Annotated in this window: 14 protein-coding genes; 9 read left to right on the top strand and 5 right to left on the bottom strand. The window is 59.1% G+C overall.

All coding sequences use genetic code 11. The features are described from left to right. The first annotated feature begins 32 nt into the window (after positions 1–32). The 5 genes from clpP to RMV17_RS18960 all read left to right on the top strand — a co-directional run bounded on the left by clpP (position 33) and on the right by RMV17_RS18960 (position 7,145). Complete coding sequence (clpP, locus tag RMV17_RS18980) at positions 33–668, top strand: ATP-dependent Clp endopeptidase proteolytic subunit ClpP (protein ID WP_007951559.1); 636 nt, start codon at positions 33–35, stop codon at positions 666–668. 112 nt (positions 669–780) lie between these two features. Further along, on the top strand, positions 781–2,064 hold the full coding sequence (gene clpX / locus RMV17_RS18975) for an ATP-dependent Clp protease ATP-binding subunit ClpX (RefSeq protein ID WP_003223632.1): 1,284 nt from the start codon (positions 781–783) through the stop codon (positions 2,062–2,064). 163 nt (positions 2,065–2,227) lie between these two features. Continuing rightward, entirely contained in the window at positions 2,228–4,624 is a 2,397-nt protein-coding gene (gene lon, locus RMV17_RS18970) for an endopeptidase La (protein ID WP_311881673.1), read from the top strand. A gap of 148 nt (positions 4,625–4,772) precedes the next feature. Then, positions 4,773–5,045 carry an HU family DNA-binding protein gene (locus tag RMV17_RS18965; RefSeq protein ID WP_003183171.1) on the top strand — a complete coding sequence of 91 codons (273 nt, stop codon included), beginning with the start codon at positions 4,773–4,775 and terminating at the stop codon, positions 5,043–5,045. A 228-nt stretch (positions 5,046–5,273) separates the two neighbouring features. Beyond that, positions 5,274–7,145 carry a SurA N-terminal domain-containing protein gene (locus RMV17_RS18960; protein ID WP_034154681.1) on the top strand — a complete coding sequence of 624 codons (1,872 nt, stop codon included), beginning with the start codon at positions 5,274–5,276 and terminating at the stop codon, positions 7,143–7,145. 305 nt (positions 7,146–7,450) lie between these two features. On the opposite strand, the gene RMV17_RS18955 is transcribed toward RMV17_RS18960, so the two are convergent. Beyond that, entirely contained in the window at positions 7,451–8,656 is a 1,206-nt protein-coding gene (locus RMV17_RS18955; protein ID WP_311881672.1) for an MFS transporter, read from the bottom strand. A gap of 118 nt (positions 8,657–8,774) precedes the next feature. Between RMV17_RS18955 and RMV17_RS18950 the strand changes: the two genes are divergently transcribed. Together RMV17_RS18950 and RMV17_RS18945 are read left to right on the top strand one after the other, a co-directional pair. After that, entirely contained in the window at positions 8,775–9,674 is a 900-nt protein-coding gene (locus tag RMV17_RS18950) for a LysR family transcriptional regulator (protein ID WP_311881671.1), read from the top strand. Positions 9,675–9,766: 92 nt separating this feature from the next. Then, a complete protein-coding gene (locus RMV17_RS18945) occupies positions 9,767–10,615 on the top strand; it encodes a DUF2242 domain-containing protein (protein ID WP_311881670.1) in 849 nt (282 codons plus the stop codon). 418 nt (positions 10,616–11,033) lie between these two features. On the opposite strand, the gene RMV17_RS18940 is transcribed toward RMV17_RS18945, so the two are convergent. Continuing rightward, positions 11,034–12,074: an AraC family transcriptional regulator gene (locus tag RMV17_RS18940; protein ID WP_034154685.1), complete on the bottom strand. Its 1,041-nt coding sequence runs from the start codon at positions 12,072–12,074 to the stop codon at positions 11,034–11,036. Between the two features lie 3 nt (positions 12,075–12,077). Further along, positions 12,078–13,208 carry a carbon-nitrogen hydrolase family protein gene (locus tag RMV17_RS18935; RefSeq protein WP_311881669.1) on the bottom strand — a complete coding sequence of 377 codons (1,131 nt, stop codon included), beginning with the start codon at positions 13,206–13,208 and terminating at the stop codon, positions 12,078–12,080. A 208-nt stretch (positions 13,209–13,416) separates the two neighbouring features. Between RMV17_RS18935 and RMV17_RS18930 the strand changes: the two genes are divergently transcribed. Further along, positions 13,417–15,456 (top strand): NADPH-dependent 2,4-dienoyl-CoA reductase, encoded by a 2,040-nt coding sequence (locus RMV17_RS18930; protein ID WP_311881668.1) that lies wholly within the window; start codon positions 13,417–13,419, stop codon positions 15,454–15,456. A 200-nt stretch (positions 15,457–15,656) separates the two neighbouring features. Continuing rightward, positions 15,657–16,583 (top strand): pyridoxal-phosphate dependent enzyme, encoded by a 927-nt coding sequence (locus RMV17_RS18920; protein WP_311881667.1) that lies wholly within the window; start codon positions 15,657–15,659, stop codon positions 16,581–16,583. A gap of 3 nt (positions 16,584–16,586) precedes the next feature. Here RMV17_RS18920 and RMV17_RS18915 read toward each other — a convergent pair whose 3' ends face one another. Then, positions 16,587–17,135, bottom strand: coding sequence for a cytochrome b (locus tag RMV17_RS18915; RefSeq protein WP_311881666.1), 549 nt, complete (start codon positions 17,133–17,135; stop codon positions 16,587–16,589). Between the two features lie 189 nt (positions 17,136–17,324). Next, a complete protein-coding gene (phnX, locus tag RMV17_RS18910) occupies positions 17,325–18,152 on the bottom strand; it encodes a phosphonoacetaldehyde hydrolase (RefSeq protein ID WP_311881665.1) in 828 nt (275 codons plus the stop codon). Positions 18,153–18,279: the final 127 nt, after the last annotated feature.

Genomic DNA, 18,279 nt, shown 5'->3' with positions numbered 1-18,279 from the left:
AAGACATAACTATTTGGGAGCGACTGCAGAGCATGTTCCGTAATTCTTATATTCAGCAGAACTCTGATATCCAGGCCGCCGGCGGCCTGGTCCCGATGGTTGTCGAGCAATCTGCTCGTGGCGAACGCGCCTATGACATCTATTCGCGCCTGCTCAAGGAGCGAGTGATCTTTCTGGTTGGTCCGGTAGAGGACTACATGGCCAACCTGATCTGCGCGCAACTGCTGTTCCTTGAAGCGGAAAACCCGGACAAGGACATCCATCTTTACATCAACTCCCCGGGCGGTTCGGTGACTGCAGGCATGTCGATCTACGACACCATGCAGTTCATCAAACCGAACGTGTCGACCACCTGCATCGGCCAGGCCTGCAGCATGGGTGCATTCCTGCTGACCGCAGGTGCCCCGGGCAAGCGTTTCTGCCTGCCGAACTCGCGCGTGATGATTCACCAGCCACTGGGCGGTTTCCAGGGCCAGGCGTCGGACATCGAAATCCACGCCAAGGAAATCCTCTTCATTCGCGAGCGCCTGAACACGCTGATGGCCAAGCACAGCGGGCGTACTCTGGAAGAAATCGAGCGCGATACCAATCGCGACAACTTCATGAGTGCAGAAGCTGCGAAGGAATATGGCCTGATCGACGAAGTGATCAACCAGCGCCCAGCTTAAAATAAGCGGCTCAAAGTAGGCTTGGTCGGCTTGTCTGATCAGCGGCGGGCTTGAAAAAGCCCGCAATAGCCTTCATCTTGTGTTGCAAGCCTATCGGATTTGGATCGAACGAATGACTGACACCCGCAACGGCGAGGACAACGGCAAGCTGCTCTATTGCTCCTTCTGTGGCAAAAGCCAGCATGAAGTGCGCAAATTGATTGCCGGCCCCTCGGTCTTTATCTGCGACGAGTGCGTCGACCTGTGCAATGACATCATCCGTGAGGAGGTGCAGGAAGCCCAGGCCGAAAGCAGCGCGCATAAATTGCCTTCGCCTAAAGAAATCAGCGGCATCCTTGACCAGTACGTCATTGGTCAGGAGCGTGCGAAAAAGGTTTTGGCCGTAGCGGTGTACAACCACTACAAGCGCCTGAACCAGCGTGACAAAAAGGCTGACGACGTCGAACTCGGCAAGAGCAACATCCTGCTGATCGGCCCGACAGGCTCCGGTAAAACCCTGCTGGCCGAAACACTGGCCCGCTTGCTGAACGTTCCGTTCACCATTGCCGACGCAACCACCCTCACCGAGGCGGGTTATGTGGGTGAAGATGTCGAGAATATCATTCAGAAGCTGCTGCAGAAGTGCGATTACGACGTAGAGAAGGCCCAGATGGGTATTGTCTACATCGATGAAATCGACAAGATTTCGCGCAAGTCCGACAACCCGTCGATCACCCGGGACGTTTCCGGTGAAGGCGTGCAACAGGCCTTGCTGAAGTTGATCGAAGGCACGGTCGCTTCCGTACCGCCGCAAGGTGGTCGCAAGCACCCGCAGCAGGAATTCCTGCAGGTCGACACCCGTAACATCCTGTTCATCTGCGGTGGTGCGTTCTCCGGTCTGGAAAAGGTTATTCAAAACCGTTCCACCAAGGGCGGCATCGGCTTCAACGCAGAAGTGCGTAGCAAGGAAGAAGGCAAGAAAGTCGGTGAATCCCTGCGTGAAGTCGAGCCTGACGATCTGGTCAAGTTCGGTCTGATCCCGGAATTCGTCGGTCGTCTGCCGGTCCTCGCGACGCTGGACGAACTCGACGAGGCTGCGTTGATGCAGATCCTCACCGAGCCGAAAAATGCTCTGACCAAACAGTATGCCAAGCTGTTCGAGATGGAGGGCGTGGATCTGGAGTTCCGCACAGACGCGCTGAAATCGGTCGCCAAGCGTGCCCTGGAACGTAAAACCGGTGCCCGTGGTCTGCGTTCGATTCTCGAAGGTGTACTGCTCGACACGATGTATGAAATCCCCTCGCAGTCTGAGGTGAGCAAAGTCGTGATCGATGAAAGCGTGATCGAAGGCAAGTCCAAGCCACTGTATATTTACGAAAACAGTGAGCCGACGGCCAAGGCAGCGCCGGACGCGTAAGCGTCCAGTCTGCTGGAATAAAGAAGGGGCCTTCGGGCCTCTTTTTTTTTATGTCGTTTTTTACATCCGCTTTGCGCTTGTTTTTTTTCAAGGCAGCCCCCATCTTGGTTTCAAGCTCAATTCCATCTGATTACGGCCATATGGCCGCCGTAGAGGCGAAATCATGAAGACAACCATCGAATTGCCTCTCCTGCCATTGCGTGATGTCGTGGTTTATCCGCACATGGTTATCCCGCTGTTCGTGGGGCGCGAGAAATCCATCGAAGCCCTCGAGGCCGCGATGACGGGCGATAAGCAGATCCTGCTGCTGGCCCAGAGAAACCCGGCTGACGACGATCCCGGTGAAGACGCTCTCTATCGCGTAGGTACCATCGCCACTGTTCTACAGCTTCTGAAGCTGCCTGACGGCACCGTAAAGGTTCTGGTTGAGGGTGAGCAGCGTGGCGCCGTCGAACGCTTCAGCGAAGTCGACGGCCACTGCCGTGCCGAAGTCTCGTTGATCGAAGAAGTCGACGCCGCCGAGCGCGAATCCGAAGTGTTCGTGCGCACCTTGCTGTCGCAGTTCGAACAATATGTTCAGTTGGGCAAGAAAGTCCCGGCTGAAGTCCTGTCGTCGCTCAACAGCATCGATGAGCCGGGTCGTCTGGTCGACACCATGGCGGCGCACATGGCGCTGAAAATCGAGCAGAAGCAGGAAATCCTCGAAATTATCGATTTGTCGGCCCGGGTCGAGCACGTTCTGGCGTTGCTGGATGCCGAGATCGATCTGCTGCAAGTCGAAAAACGCATTCGTGGTCGCGTCAAAAAGCAAATGGAGCGCAGTCAGCGCGAGTACTACCTGAATGAGCAGATGAAGGCCATTCAGAAAGAGCTCGGTGACAGCGACGAAGGCCACAACGAAATCGAAGACCTGAAAAAGCGTATCGACGCTGCCGGTCTGCCGAAAGACGCGTTGGCCAAAGCCACTGCCGAGCTGAACAAGCTCAAGCAAATGTCGCCGATGTCCGCTGAGGCCACCGTGGTGCGCTCGTACATCGACTGGCTGGTGCAAGTGCCGTGGAAGGCACAAAGCAAGGTTCGCCTGGACCTGGCGCGCGCAGAAGACATTCTCGATGCCGATCACTACGGTCTCGAAGAGGTCAAGGAACGTATCCTTGAATACCTCGCCGTGCAAAAACGCGTGAAGAAAATCCGTGGCCCGGTGTTGTGCCTGGTCGGTCCTCCGGGCGTGGGTAAAACCTCGCTGGCAGAGTCGATTGCCCACGCCACCAACCGCAAATTCGTACGTATGGCCTTGGGTGGCGTGCGCGATGAAGCGGAAATTCGCGGTCACCGTCGGACATACATCGGTTCGATGCCGGGAAGATTGATTCAAAAGATGACAAAGGTGGGCGTCCGCAACCCGCTGTTCCTGCTCGATGAAATCGACAAAATGGGCAGCGACATGCGTGGCGATCCGGCGTCGGCGCTGCTGGAAGTGCTCGATCCAGAGCAGAACCACAACTTCAACGACCATTATCTGGAAGTCGATTACGACCTCTCGGATGTGATGTTCCTGTGCACCTCTAACTCGATGAACATTCCGCCGGCGCTGCTCGACCGGATGGAAGTGATCCGTCTGCCTGGCTACACCGAAGACGAGAAGATCAACATCGCCGTCAAATACCTCTCGCCAAAGCAGATCGCCGCCAATGGTCTGAAGAAAGGCGAGCTGGAATTCGACGCGGAAGCGATCCGCGACATCATCCGTTACTACACTCGTGAAGCCGGTGTGCGTGGCCTCGAACGTCAGATCGCCAAGGTCTGCCGCAAGGCCGTTAAAGAGCACGCGCTGGAAAAACGCTTCTCGGTGAAAGTGACAGCTGATCTGCTTGAGCACTTCCTCGGTGTGCGCAAATTCCGCTACGGTCTGGCTGAGCAACAGGATCAGATTGGTCAGGTCACCGGCCTTGCCTGGACTCAGGTGGGCGGCGAATTGCTGACTATCGAAGCCGCAGTTGTGCCGGGTAAAGGTCAGCTGATCAAGACCGGTTCGCTGGGCGACGTGATGGTCGAATCGATCACTGCCGCGCTGACTGTAGTGCGCAGCCGCGCCAAGAGTCTGGGCATTCCTCTGGACTTCCATGAGAAGCGTGACACGCACATCCACATGCCGGAAGGGGCGACGCCGAAAGACGGCCCTAGCGCTGGCGTAGGCATGTGTACGGCGCTGGTGTCGGCATTGACCGGGATTCCGGTGCGCGCCGATGTCGCCATGACCGGTGAAATTACTTTGCGCGGTCAGGTGCTGGCGATTGGCGGTCTGAAGGAAAAACTGCTGGCGGCTCACCGCGGCGGAATCAAGATCGTGATTATTCCGGAAGAGAACGTGCGTGATCTGAAGGAGATTCCTGACAATATCAAGCAGGATCTGCAGATTAAACCGGTTAAATGGATTGACGAGGTCCTGCAAATTGCGCTGCAATACGCGCCGGAGCCCTTGCCGGATGTGGCTCCGGAGATAGTTGCCAAGGACGAAAAACGTGAGTCTGACTCTAAGGAAAGAATTAGCACGCATTAATACGCTTTTGCCTGAGGGGCTTCCTTGACAGTTTTTTAGAGCCCTTGTTATAAAGCGGCTCTTAAGTGTCTGTAGGCCATTCAGCACTCGTTTTTGCTTTCACCAAAAAACTTAGAATCATCTCAAAATAGATATAAGGGGACTTAGAGTGAACAAGTCGGAACTGATTGATGCTATCGCTGCATCCGCTGATATCCCGAAAGCTGCTGCTGGCCGTGCGCTGGACGCTGTAATCGAATCCGTCACTGGCGCTCTGAAGGCTGGCGACTCCGTTGTTCTGGTTGGTTTCGGTACTTTCTCCGTGACGGACCGTCCGGCTCGTACCGGTCGTAACCCTCAAACCGGCAAGACTCTGGAAATCCCGGCTGCCAAGAAGCCAGGTTTCAAAGCCGGTAAAGCACTGAAAGAAGCTGTTAACTAAGTTTTCAGGTTTTTACCCATCCGGGTCGGGGTCATGCCTGACTTGGCAGCGGAGCGGTAGAGCAGGTAGCTGAAACAGTTGCCTGTAACGCCGGGATCGAGGGTTCGAGCCCTGTCCGCTCCGCCAGTTACGAGAAGGCGCATCCTCGGATGCGCCTTTCTTCTATCCGGATTCTACCCACGCTCCACGGTTGCCTAATTTTGAAGTTCAACCGTTTCTGGGGGACGCATGCTGCAGAATATCAGGGACAATTCACAAGGCTGGATTGCCAAGACCATTATCGGGGTCATCGTTGCACTGATGGCTCTGACCGGTTTCGACGCCATTTTCCAGGCCACGACTCACAAGAATGAGGCGGCCAAGGTCAACGGTGATGAAATCAGCCAGAACGAGCTGAGCCAGGCCGTTGATATGCAACGCCGCCAGCTGATGCAACAGCTGGGCAAGGACTTCGATGCTTCCTTGCTCGACGAAAAAATGCTGCGCGAATCGGCCCTCAAGGGTCTGATCGATCGCAAGCTGCTGCTGCAAGGCGCCGAACAAGCGAAATTCGCTTTCTCCGAAGGCGCACTGGACCAAGTGATCCTGCAGACACCTGAATTCCAGGTGGACGGCAAGTTCAGCTCCGAGCGTTTCGACCAGGTGATCCGTCAACTGGGTTACAGCCGTATGCAGTTCCGCCAGATGCTGGCTCAGGAAATGCTGATCGGCCAACTGCGCGCCGGTGTGGCAGGCAGCGGTTTCGTCACCGACGCTGAAGTGCTGGCATTCGCCCGTCTGGAAAAACAGACCCGCGATTTCGCGACCCTGAACGTCAAGGCTGACCCGGCGGCGGTCAAATTGACCGACGACGAAGTCAAGGCTTACTACGACGAACACGCCAAGGAGTTCATGACTCCGGACCAAGTGATCATCGATTACGTTGAGCTGAAGAAGTCTTCGTTCTTCGATCAGGTTGCCGTGAAAGACGAAGACCTGCAGGCGGCGTATCAGAAAGAGATCGCCAACCTGTCGGAACAGCGTCGTGCCGCGCATATTCTGATCGAAGTGAACGACAAGACCACCGAAGCTCAGGCCAAGGCGAAGATTGAAGACGTCCAGGCGCGTCTGGCCAAGGGCGAGAAATTCGAAGCACTGGCCAAGGAGTTCTCGCAGGATCCGGGTTCGGCCAATAACGGCGGTGACCTCGGTTATGCAGGGCCTGGTGTTTACGACCCGGCGTTCGAAAAAGCTTTGTACTCGCTGTCGAAAGACCAGGTGTCCGAGCCGATTCGTACCGACTTCGGTTACCACTTGATCAAGCTGTTGGGGGTGGAAGCGCCTGAAGTGCCGACCCTGGCCAGCCTGAAAGACAAGCTGACCCGCGAGCTGAAAGCCGCGCAAGTCGAGCAGCGTTTTGTCGAGGCGACCAAGCAACTGGAAGACTCCGCGTTCGAAGCGTCTGACCTGGCTCAGCCAGCGGCGGATCTGAAGCTGACCGTGCACACCTCCAAGCCATTCGGCCGTGAAGGTGGCGAAGGTGTTGCGGCGAACCGTGCTGTGGTCACCGCAGCGTTCAGCACCGAAGTGATCGACGAAGGTGCCAATAGCACCGCCATCGAGCTGGATCCGGAAACCGTGATCGTGCTGCGTTCCAAGGAGCACCTGAAGCCTGCGCAACTGCCGCTGGAAAGCGTGAATGCGGCTATCCGCACTCAGTTGACCAAAGAGCACGCCAGCGCGGCTGCCAAGACCAAGGCCGAGAAGCTGATTGCTGATCTGCGCGATGGCAAGGCTCCGCTGGACAAAGCGGTTGAAGGTCAGAACTGGAAAGCTACCGAAGCGGCCACCCGTGGTCAGGAAGGTGTTGATCCGGCGGTGCTGCAAGCTTTGTTCCGTATGCCGAAGCCGGCTGCGAAGGACAAGCCGACGTTCACCAGCGTGACGTTGCCGGATGGCAGTCTGATGATCGTGCGTCTGAATGGCGTTAACGAAGCGGCTGCGCCGACGGATGAAGAGAAGGTTCAGTACCGTCGTTTCCTTGCTTCGCGTGAGGGGCAGCAGGACTTTGCGGCGTATCGCAAGCAGTTGGAAGCTCAGGCTGAGATCAAGCGGTTTTGATGATTGACTGAGATGTGATGTGAGAGCCCCGGCCTGAATAGGTCGGGGTTTTTTTTGGGCGCTGGGTGGCGGGTCCTGGCGGCCTTTGGGCCGACCATGCTGCGGGTGTTTTTTATGAATATCCCGACGGGCCTTCAGATCAAGATCAAGAGCTGCAGCCGAGCTAACGCTCATCCTGTTGAGTGGGCGGCTTTGCCGCGTGGGCGGTACACAAATTGACTGTGGGAGCGAGCCTGCTCGCGAAGACGGCCTTCCAGCCGACCGTTTTCCAGCCGTATGGCTTCGCCTCAACAGCGCATTCGGTCTCATTCGGCTCTTGGAAAACCATGTTCCCGAGCTTTGATAGTTACTGACAGGGTCAACACCAACAATCCTGCAACAATCCACGGAAACGCCCCAACCCCGGGATTGCCCAGCAACAAACCACCCACCAACCCCCCTCCAGCAATCCCGACATTCCAAAGCGTAACCAGCATCGATTGCGCGGTATCGGCGGCCTCTTTCGCAGTTTTCGCCGAGGCGGTTTGCAGCAGCGACGGCATTGCACCAAACGCCAGTCCCCACACAGCGGTGGCGATGTACACCACGCTCGGCGAATCGCGGCACAGGCCCAGCGCTATCGCGGACACCATGAACAACCCGGCACTGATCACCACCAGTTCGCGCAACCAACGATCAATCAGACTGCCGACGATCCACAGGCTCAGCACCGAGGCGAGGCCGAAGACCAGCAACACGCGATCGACATTTGCAGCAAGCCCGGACGGCAGGAGGAAGGGCGCGATGTAGGTGTACAGCAAGTTGTGTGCGACGACGTAGGTGAGGGTGACAAACAATACCGATCGCACGCCCGGCAAGGTAAACACCTGACGCAGCGGCATGCGCTTTCCTACGCGTTCTCCGGCGAAGTCCGGTACTTGCCAGCGTACCCAGATCACCAGCACAACGGTCAGCGCGGTCATGATGGCAAAGCTCAGGCGCCAACCGACCAGGGTGCCGAGCAGGGTGCCGGCGGGTATTCCCAGCGACAGCGCAAGCGGTGCGCCGAGCATGGCCACGGTGATGGCGCGGCCTTGCAAGTGCGGGGCGACCATACGGCTCGCGTATCCAGCCAGCAGTGCCCAGAGTAAACCGGCAAATACGCCGGCAATAAAACGTGCAATCAAAGTCAGCCAGTACAGCTCTGACAGCGCGGTAATGCTGTTGGCGATGGCAAAGCCGCCGATGGCGGACAGCAGCAGCGGTCTGCGCCGCCAGCCGCGGGTGGCGATCGTCAGTGGAATCGCTGCCAGTATCGAGCCGATTGCGTACAGCGTGACCAATTGCCCGATGAGCGCCTGGGAGACATTCAGGCCGCTGCTCATCTGCGGCAACAGACCGGCGGGCATGGCTTCGGTCATGACCGTAATGAATCCGGCGGTAGCCAGTGCCAGCAGCGCAGCAAGGGGTAATCGCTCGCGGCGTTCGGCAGGTTGTTCAAGTAAAGGGCAATCGAGTTGTGCATCGTTCATGAGCCGGCATCCATGTGCAGAGTTGACGAGAAGCACAGGGTAGGGCGCTGCACATCGGCGAAAAACGGGTTAAGGTTCCGAACATATCGGACATGGATGTCAGCAATGGGAGGTTGGTATGGATAGCCTGGGCAGTATTTCGGTGTTTGTTCAGGTTGCCGAGACGCGCAGTTTCACCGAGGCGGGGCGGCTGCAAGGGGTGTCATCTTCGGGGGTGGGCAAAAGTATTGCGCGGCTGGAAGCGCGACTGGGCGTGCGGCTGTTTCAACGCACCACCCGCAGTGTCACGCTGACCAGTGAAGGTGCGTTGTTTCTTGAACGCTGTCGCAAGATCCTCGCGGAAGTCGAGGCGGCGGAGTTCGAACTGTGTGATGCCGCAGCCAAACCCCATGGCAGGTTGCGTATCAGCCTGCCGCAGGTACATGGCCTGGTGATGCCGGTGATGAACGAGTTCATGGCGTTGTACCCGCAGATTGAACTGGATCTGGATTTGACCGATCGCATGGTCGATGTGGTTGAAGAAGGCTTCGATGCCGTGATCCGCACCGGCAAACCGCGGGATTCGCGACTGATGGCGCGACCGTTGGGCGAGTTTCACATGGTGCTGGTGGCCAGCCCGACGTATCTGGCGCAACGCGGTGTGCCACAAACGCCGGGCGATCTGGCAGCGCACGCGTGCCTTCGGCATACGTTTCATGCCACCGGCAAACTGGAAACCTGGCCGCTGATTCGCGCGGAGGGTGCCGCAGAGCCGACGTTACCGACGCGGTTGGTCAGTACGTCGATTGAGGCGGTAAGCCACGCGGCGCTGGCCGGTATGGGCATTGCCTGTCTGCCGGACTTCATGACCCGCGAGGCTGAGGCACAAGGGCGCTTGCGTCGTGTGCTCGATGCGCATCTTGAACACACCGGGCAGTTCTGGGTCCTATGGCCATCCAGTCGCCACGCCACGGCAAAATTGCGCGTGTTCATTGATCACTTGGCGTTGCGACTTTTTCCCGCAACTGACGGTCGATAGAGTTGTAACTGCTTTAAGACACTAATCCATGCGCCGCGGGGTCGTGATCTGTTGCACAATACGCCCCGGACTGTTTTCTCTCAGGATGTTCAATGTTGATTTCCACTCCCATGCGTGTTGTCGGGTTGGCGCTGTTGTTGACCGCTGTTGCCGGCTGTTCGAAAGACAAGCCGATGTATGAGCATGAGAACTTCGATGACTCCGGCACGTTTTCGCGTAATTACCCGGTGACCGATTCGGTCAGTTGTGAAGCGGCCCGGCGTGCGTTGCTCAGTCAGGGTTACATCATCACCAGCAGTGACCCGAAACTGGTCAGTGGCCACAAGAGTTTCCAGCAAACCGGCGACACCCACATGGAGATCAGCTTCAACGTGGTCTGCGCCGATGACGGCAGTGCCGGGCACCATGCGACGATGTTCGCCAACGCCTTGCAGGATCGCTACGCGCTGAAGAAAACCAACAACTCGGCCAGCCTGGGTGTGGGTGTGTTGGGTTCGGTGTCGATGCCGATCGGTTCATCCGACGATTCGATGGTCAAGGTCGCCAGCGAGACGGTGACGGCGCAAAAGTTCTACGAGCGTTTCTTTACGCTGGTCGAGCAGTTCCTGCCGGCGGATGCGAAGAAGGCTGCGCATATCGAAGAGAAGCCTAAGGCTGACCTGGGTGTGCCAGAAGCGAAGGCGGCTCCGGCAGCGCTGGCGCCAACACCGACTCCGACGCCGGCAGCTGAGCCTGCTGCGACGCCAGCGCCGGCACCTGCCGAGACCGCGCCAGTGACGTCCGAGCCGGTTACGCCACCGGCAGAGGCAGCGCCGATCACTCCGACGCCGAGCGCAGAACCGGCACCGGCACCGGCGACCGAAACGATCACGCCACCGGCCAATCCGGATATTCCGCCGCCATCCGAACCGATTCCGGCGATGCCAGCGTCCGGCCAATAATCAAGCCTCACCGCACTCCCCTGTGGGAGCGAGCCTGCTCGCGAAGACGGACTTTCAGTCACCTATGTGCTGAAGGGGCCGACGCCTTCGCGAGCAAGCTCGCTCCCACAGTGGTTTTTGGGTTGCCTTAAATTTCGTTACATTCCCCCGACAAAAATCCCGCGATAAATTCCTGACCGCCTGCTACGTTTTATTCATGAAGGACGGGTTTCACTTTTCCTTCATACGAGCACGTTAAGCTCGAGGCACTGGGCATCTGCTCAGGCCCATTCAAGAGAGCAGCAGGGGGATTACACGATGGATGAATATCAAGAAGAGCTGCTCGAATACCAGGCCTTTGAACTGGATCAACCCGAGCCCGCTGAAGACGCCACCGAGCTTTGACTTGCAGCTTGAAGCTTGAAGCTCGCAGCTGCTTTTAAGCCGTTTTACGGTGACTGCGACGGAATTCGCCGGGCGTCTGACCGCTCCAGCGTTTGAAGGCTCGCTGGAACGCTTCGGCTGAGGCGAAACCCAGAAGGTAGGCGATTTCGCCGAAGGCCAGTTCGGTGTCGCGGATGTAGGTCATCGCCAGATCCCGGCGTGTGTCGTTGAGGATCGCGCGAAACTGCGTGCCTTCCTCGGCCAGTTTGCGCCGCAAGGTCCAGGTCGGCAGCTTCAGGCGTGCCGCCACTTCTTCCAGGTCGGGCTCCCGGCCACCATTGAGCAACGGCCCGAGCAATTGCGTGATGCGTTCGCGCAGGCTGCGGGTGCGGGTCAATTGTTCCAGTTCGCGTTCACACAGTTGCAGCAGGTGCCGCCAGGTACTTGGGCAATGCTCGGGATTACGCTGTGCGAGGCTGCTCAGGCTCAGGCGCAGTTGATTACGCTCGGCACCGAACTGGATCGGGCAATCCCCCAGCACGCTGTAAGCCTCGCGGTAATCCGGCGCTTCGAATTCAATGTCGATGCGTTCGGCCTGCAGCGGTTCGCGGCTGACACTGGAGAGCTGATGCAGCCACCCGGCGATGATCGAGTCCACGACAAAACGGTTATAGGCGTTGTACGGGCTGATCGAATAGAAACGCAGCCACGCGCCATTGGCGTCTTCGTGGAAACTGGACTGGCCGCGATAGTTGGAACCGTACAACGCTTCGAAACGGATCAGGCAGCGCGCGGCTTCACGCACGGTCGGTGCTTGTGCAGCGGTGACGCCGGCCAGCCCGGCCTGACTCAGGCGGCTGAGCTGGCCCATGCGCAAGCCCAGCGCCGAATCGCCGGTCAACTGAATTGCTGCGTGGCCCAAGCGCATATAGCGCGGAATTGACAAGCGCGCCCCGGCCTCAGCCAGTCGCGCGGCGTCCAGACCATATTGCTCCAGCAGCGGCTGCGGATCGGTGGCATGACTGCGCACGGCATCGGCGAGGCTGTGCACAAAGCCCACCGACAGATCCCCGAGGCGCATCGGCAGCGGCTTCATCGCTTACAACCAGATGTTCAGCAAACGCGCGCCACGGGCCTCGCCATCGGCGAACTGCTGGCCGTTGCTGCTGAGGAAACTCTGACCGGAGCTCGCCTTGTCCCAGAACTGCCCGCGCAGGAATACACTGATCCCGGCAATCGCTCGACTGCTCGGCGGTTGTGCGGTCAGTGTCAGGCGATGCCAGGCCTGCCCCTCGGTGACCTCACCGGGTTTGAGGCTCACCGAGCCCGGCGTGCTTGAACCTTTGTAGCCGCGCCACGGTTGGTTCCAGGCACCCTGGCCGAACACCTGCGCCGGTACCGCGACCAGTTGTGCGTTTTGCTCGTCGAGTTTGCGGTAGTTGTCCGGATACCAACTGTCGCTGCCAATCAATACGCCAAGGCGTCCGGCTGGGGTGTCGACCACGTTGAGCGCGTGTTTGTCTGCGCTATCGAGCACTTCGCGCTGATCGAACACCGGGTGCATCTGCCGTTGCGGCTGGCCAAGCGGCACGCCATCGCGGCCGAACACCACGCTGCTGTTGAACAGGGCACCGCTACCCGGTTTGAGTTGGCCATCGCGAACGCTTGGTTCCGGTAACACGATCGAGCCGGCCACCAAGGTCACGTGAAACTCTTTGGCCAGGCCACCGAACAACGCCTGGTAATCCTTGGCCATCGCCTTGGATTTCATCCGCAGGTAGGCGTCATTGAGGCGGTCGCTGCCGTTGGCGCTGAGCCAGGCGCGGGCGAACAACAAGGGGTTGCTCGCCGCCAGCCAGTTCATCGCCTCGGCGAGGGACGGGGCCTGATACAACTCGTCTTTCTCGCCGCTGAGCAGCAGCCAGGTGCCGACGTTCTCCGGCAGAACCACGACGGTTTTGTCGTTCAGCAGGCCTTGATCCTGCGCTTGCTGCAGATAGGCCGCGAGTTTGCGGTGCAAGCGCTCGGGGTTTTGATAGTCAGTCGGAAACAGCTCGGGCTGGATGCCCAGCAGATTGCCGCGATCGGCGGGAGTGCCTTGGTCGACTGCCACTTTAATGCGTAAGTCCGACAGGTAATGCCCCGCCGGCCGGTCTGCCGCCCACATGGCGTAGGTGGTCAGGGCGGCGACGAGGGCCATGGAAAAGAACAGGTACAAAAGTTTGCGCATGAAAACCAACAACTACCGGGTACAGGGTATGGCGACTAGGGTAGGGCCCATGGACCGGGTTGCCAAGGGGCGCTGCGCATTTGGATCAATAAGTTGTCAGTTACGGTCATTGAGTGACAGCGATGCGACTCTTAGTCTGTCGAACATGACTGACGGGAGCCGCAGAGCGCCCGCAACTTTTCCGTGATTGCTCGTTGTGGAGTTACCGATGACCGCCGCTCATTACCCGCACCTGTTGGCCCCGCTGGACCTGGGATTCACCACGCTGCGCAACCGCACCCTGATGGGTTCGATGCACACGGGCCTTGAAGAAAAACCGGGCGGTTTCGAGCGCATGGCGGCGTATTTCGCCGAACGTGCGCGTGGCGGTGTCGGTCTGATGGTCACCGGCGGTATCGGCCCGAATGACGAGGGCGGCGTGTACTCTGGCGCGGCCAAGCTGACCACCGAAGAAGAAGCGCTAAATCACCGCATCGTCACCCGCGCAGTGCACGAGGCGGGCGGCAAGATCTGCATGCAGATTCTCCACGCCGGGCGTTATGCCTACAGCCCGAAGCAGGTCGCGCCGAGTGCGATCCAGGCCCCGATCAACCCGTTCAAGCCTAAAGAGCTGGACGAAGAAGGCATCGAGAAGCAGATCAGCGATTTCGTCACCTGCTCGGTACTGGCGCAAACCGCCGAGTACGACGGTGTCGAGATCATGGGCTCGGAAGGTTATTTCATTAACCAGTTCCTCGCCGCACACACCAACCAACGCACCGACCGTTGGGGTGGCAGCTACGAAAACCGCATGCGCCTGCCGGTGGAAATCGTTCGCCGTGTACGCGAAGCAGTGGGACCGAATTTCATCATCATTTTCCGTTTGTCGATGCTTGATCTGGTCGAGGGCGGCAGCACCTGGGACGAGATCGTCACCCTGGCCAAAGCCATCGAGCAGGCCGGCGCGACCATCATCAACACCGGTATCGGCTGGCACGAAGCGCGGATTCCGACCATCGCCACCAAAGTGCCGCGTGCGGCGTTCAGCAAGGTCACGGCCAAGTTGCGTGGCTCGGTGAAGATTCCGTTGATCACCACCAACCGCATCAACACCCCGGAAATCGCCGAGCAGATTCTTGCCGAGGGCGATGCCGACATGGTCTCGATGGCGCGGCCGTTCCTCGCCGACCCGGACTTCGTCAACAAGGCTGCCGAAGGTCGCGCCGACGAAATCAACACCTGCATCGGTTGCAACCAGGCCTGCCTCGATCACACCTTCGGCGGCAAGCTCACCAGTTGTCTGGTTAACCCGCGTGCCTGCCACGAAACCGAACTCAACTACCTGCCGGGGCAGCAGATCAAGAAAATCGCTGTGGTTGGCGCTGGCCCTGCCGGGTTGTCCGCGGCGACCGTGGCGGCTGAGCGTGGCCATCAGGTGACGTTGTTCGATTCGGCCAGTGAAATTGGCGGCCAGTTCAACATCGCCAAGCGCGTGCCGGGCAAGGAAGAGTTTTTCGAAACCCTGCGTTACTTCAAGCGCAAGTTGCAGACCACAAACGTCGAAGTGTGCCTGAACACCCGCGTCGATGTGGCGAAACTGGTTGAAGGTGGTTACGACGAAATCATTCTCGCCACCGGCATTGCCCCGCGTGTACCGGCGATTCCGGGCGTCGACAACGCCAAGGTGCTGAGCTATCTGGACGTGATCCTCGAGCGCAAACCAGTCGGTAAACGCGTGGCGGTGATTGGCGCCGGCGGTATCGGTTTCGATGTCTCGGAGTTCCTTGTTCACGAAGGCGTAGCGACCAGTCAGGATCGTGCCGCGTTCTGGAAAGAGTGGGGCATCGATACGCAACTGGAGGCTCGGGGCGGCGTGGCCGGGATCAAAGCCGCACCGCACGCGCCGGCCCGCGAAGTGTTCCTGTTGCAGCGCAAGAAAACCAAGGTTGGCGATGGTCTGGGCAAAACCACTGGCTGGATTCACCGTACCGGTCTGAAGAACAAGCAGGTGCAGATGCTCAACAGCGTCGAATACCTGAGCATCGATGACCAAGGCCTGCACATCCGCATCGGCGAAACCGGCGAGCCGCAAGTGCTGGCGGTGGACAACATCGTGATTTGCGCAGGGCAGGATCCGTTGCGCGAACTGCACGATGGCTTGGTTGAAGCGGGGCAGAACGTGCACCTGATCGGTGGTGCCGATGTCGCGGCGGAGCTGGATGCCAAGCGTGCGATCAACCAGGGTTCGCGCCTGGCCGCGGAGCTATAAAAAACGCCGCTTAACCTGTGGGAGCGAGCCTGCTCGCGAAAGCGGAGTGTCAGCCAATACACATGTCGACTGATACGACGCCTTCGCGAGCAGGCTCGCTCCCACAGGATTTGTGCACACTGCGAACCTTGTGAGCCTGCTCGCGATGGCTGCTGATGAGCGACTAGAATGCGGGCTCTGTCCAGATCGAATCGCCGCCCATGCTTTTGCCTCCCTCCGATTGGCTACCCCAAGCCCCCCTCGAACGCCTTCATCTGGACTGGCTCGCGGCCGCCGGCATTGAAGTCGCCATCCTGCGCCTCGACCAGATCGACCCGCTGATCAGCGGCAACAAATGGTTCAAACTCGTCGAACACCTCAAAGCCGCCGATCGTGTGGGGGCCGAAGGCATCATCAGCCTCGGTGGTGCGCATTCCAATCATCTGCACGCGTTGGCGGCAGCGGGGAAACGGCTGGGGTTCAAAACCGTGGGACTGTTGCGCGGGCATGCGCAGGAAACACCGACGGTGCTGGATCTGCAGGCGTTCGGCATGCAGTTGCACTGGTTGGGTTATGGCGGATATCGCGCGCGCAATGAGCCAGGATTCTGGGCGCCTTGGCATGAGCAGTATCCGCAGCTACATGCAGTGCCCGAGGGCGGCGGCGGTTTAATGGGGGCGCTCGGTTGCGCGGCCATCAAGGAACAGGCGCAGGCGCAATTGCACACCCTGGGCTGGAGCGACTATCACGCTTGGTGGTTGGCTTGCGGGACCGGGACGACACTCGCCGGGCTGGTGCTCGCCGAGGCGGGTGCGCACCCGGTGTATGGCGCGCTAGCTGTCCCTGAAGATCACGGCGTGGCGCCGCAGGTTGAGTCGATTATGCAGTCAGCCGGAATGGCCACTGCCGGCTATGAGCTGATCGACGCCAGCCGTGGCGGCTTTGCCAGGGTTGATCCGGCGTTGCTTGAGTTCATCGAACAAACCGAACAGGCCAGCGGCGTGCCTCTGGAGCCGCTGTACACCGGCAAAGCATTGCTGGCGCTCAAGCAGAAGGTCGAGGCAGGCAAGTTCACAACCGGCATGCGGCTGATCTTCATTCATACCGGTGGCTTGCAGGGGCGACGCGGTTTTATCGCCAGCCCCTGACGGTCAACCGCGCTTGGGCATCATCCGCAGCAGCGTGTTATCACCTACCACATAGTGGTGATAGATCCCCGCCAGCGCATGCAGCCCGATCAGCCAGTAGCCGATCGTGGCAATCAGCACATGCCAGTGCTCGACCTGCTTGGCGAAATCCTTGTTCTCCGCGACCAGCAGCGGCAGATCAAAACCATAGAACATCACCTGATGCCCTTCGGCGCTGGTAATCAGCCAGCCAAGGATCGGCATGCTGATCATGAACAGGTACAACGCCCAGTGCATCAGCCGCGCCATTACGGTTTGCCATTGCGGTGAGGCGGGGAAGATTTTCGGCGCCGGGCCGATGCTGCGGGCGAGCAGGCGAAACCACACCAGCACAAATACAGTCAGGCCGAGCATGTAGTGCACTTCGCGGATCAGCGTGCGCCCGCCGCTGCCTTTTGGAAACAGCCCGCGCAACTCCATGCTGGCGTACACCAGCACCAACAGGACCAGCATCAGCCAGTGCAACAGGACCGACACGGTGCTGTAACGGGATTCGGAACTTGTCCACGGCATACGGTGTTTCCTCACAGATCAGGGTCAAAACGGCCGTTCTTGTGCGACGGCATGCTTTAACTGTAATCCGCTTTGGCGGATTTGCCTGAGGCTGATCGGACTTTCAATGCTCTGAATCAGGGCTTTGCCAATAAAAAACGCCAGCGTCGTGCAGACGCTGGCGTTTTTGTTGGCAGCAAGCGGCAGAACTCAGCTCGATTGCGGCATCTCACCGTTTGCCAGGCGCTTGTTGATGTCGGCGATGACTTCCGGCAGATCAGTGATGGTGTCGATCATGTAGTGTGGACGCGAGCCCTCGAACAGCGCGTGAATGCGCTTGCGTTCGCTGGCCAGTTCATCGCTGCCCAGGGCGCGGAAACCGGTGTAATCCAGACCCAGCGCATTGCCCGAGCAGATCAGCGCGACCGTCCACATCCCGGCGCGGCGGCCTTCGAGGATGCCCGGCACGGTGTCATCGATCTTCACGCACGCCGCGACATCGTCGATGCCCAGCGCGATCACGTTGGCCAGTGCCTGAGCCGGCCACGGGCGGCCATTCGGCACTTCGTCGGTGGCAACCACATGGTCAGCGACGTAGCCGTTGATAGCGGCCAGTTCGACGACCTTGTCCATCACTTGCTTCGGGTAGCCGGAGCAGGAACCGATCTTGATCCCTTGCTGGCGCAGGTTGGCGATGGTCTCCAGCGCGCCGGGAATCAGCGCCGAGTGCTCGGCGATCTTCTCGATCTGCAGCGGCATGAAGCGGTTGTAGATGGCGGTGACGTCGTCGTCGGTCGGCGTGCGGCCGAATGCCTTGCGATAACGCTCGGCCACTTGCGGCTGATCGCAGAGGGTGCGGATGTGGTCCCACTTGCCCATGCCCATCGGGCCACGCGCTTCTTCGATGGAGACCTGCACGTCGAACTCGGCGAAGGCTTCGACGAAGATTTGCGTCGGGGCGAACGAGCCGAAGTCGACCACGGTGCCGGCCCAGTCGAGGATCGCGGCTTGCAGCTTGTTTGGATTGACGTAGTTCATGGCAATCAAATTCCTGAGTTGAAATGCAGTTCAAATGTGGGAGCGAGCCTGCTCCGGGCGGCGATCCGACGAAGGCGTCGTGTCAGTCGACATCTATGTTGTATGTGCGACCGCTTTCGCGAGCAGG

The sequence above is a fragment of the Pseudomonas sp. VD-NE ins genome (assembly GCF_031882575.1).
Taxonomy (GTDB): Bacteria; Pseudomonadota; Gammaproteobacteria; order Pseudomonadales; family Pseudomonadaceae; genus Aquipseudomonas; species Aquipseudomonas fluorescens_BZ.
Note: the sequence above shows the minus strand (reverse complement) of the source record. Positions and strands in the feature narration are given on the sequence as shown.

Coding starts and splice junctions, on each gene's coding strand:
- lon (WP_311881673.1), top strand. CDS start 2,228: ATGAAGACAACCATCGAATTGCCTCTCCTGCCATTGCGTGATGTCGTG.
- RMV17_RS18940 (WP_034154685.1), bottom strand. CDS start 12,074: ATGAAGCCGCTGCCGATGCGCCTCGGGGATCTGTCGGTGGGCTTTGTG.
- RMV17_RS18955 (WP_311881672.1), bottom strand. CDS start 8,656: ATGAACGATGCACAACTCGATTGCCCTTTACTTGAACAACCTGCCGAA.
- RMV17_RS18915 (WP_311881666.1), bottom strand. CDS start 17,135: ATGCCGTGGACAAGTTCCGAATCCCGTTACAGCACCGTGTCGGTCCTG.
- RMV17_RS18950 (WP_311881671.1), top strand. CDS start 8,775: ATGGATAGCCTGGGCAGTATTTCGGTGTTTGTTCAGGTTGCCGAGACG.
- RMV17_RS18935 (WP_311881669.1), bottom strand. CDS start 13,208: ATGCGCAAACTTTTGTACCTGTTCTTTTCCATGGCCCTCGTCGCCGCC.
- clpX (WP_003223632.1), top strand. CDS start 781: ATGACTGACACCCGCAACGGCGAGGACAACGGCAAGCTGCTCTATTGC.
- RMV17_RS18930 (WP_311881668.1), top strand. CDS start 13,417: ATGACCGCCGCTCATTACCCGCACCTGTTGGCCCCGCTGGACCTGGGA.
- clpP (WP_007951559.1), top strand. CDS start 33: ATGTTCCGTAATTCTTATATTCAGCAGAACTCTGATATCCAGGCCGCC.
- RMV17_RS18945 (WP_311881670.1), top strand. CDS start 9,767: ATGTTGATTTCCACTCCCATGCGTGTTGTCGGGTTGGCGCTGTTGTTG.
- RMV17_RS18920 (WP_311881667.1), top strand. CDS start 15,657: ATGCTTTTGCCTCCCTCCGATTGGCTACCCCAAGCCCCCCTCGAACGC.
- RMV17_RS18960 (WP_034154681.1), top strand. CDS start 5,274: ATGCTGCAGAATATCAGGGACAATTCACAAGGCTGGATTGCCAAGACC.
- phnX (WP_311881665.1), bottom strand. CDS start 18,152: ATGAACTACGTCAATCCAAACAAGCTGCAAGCCGCGATCCTCGACTGG.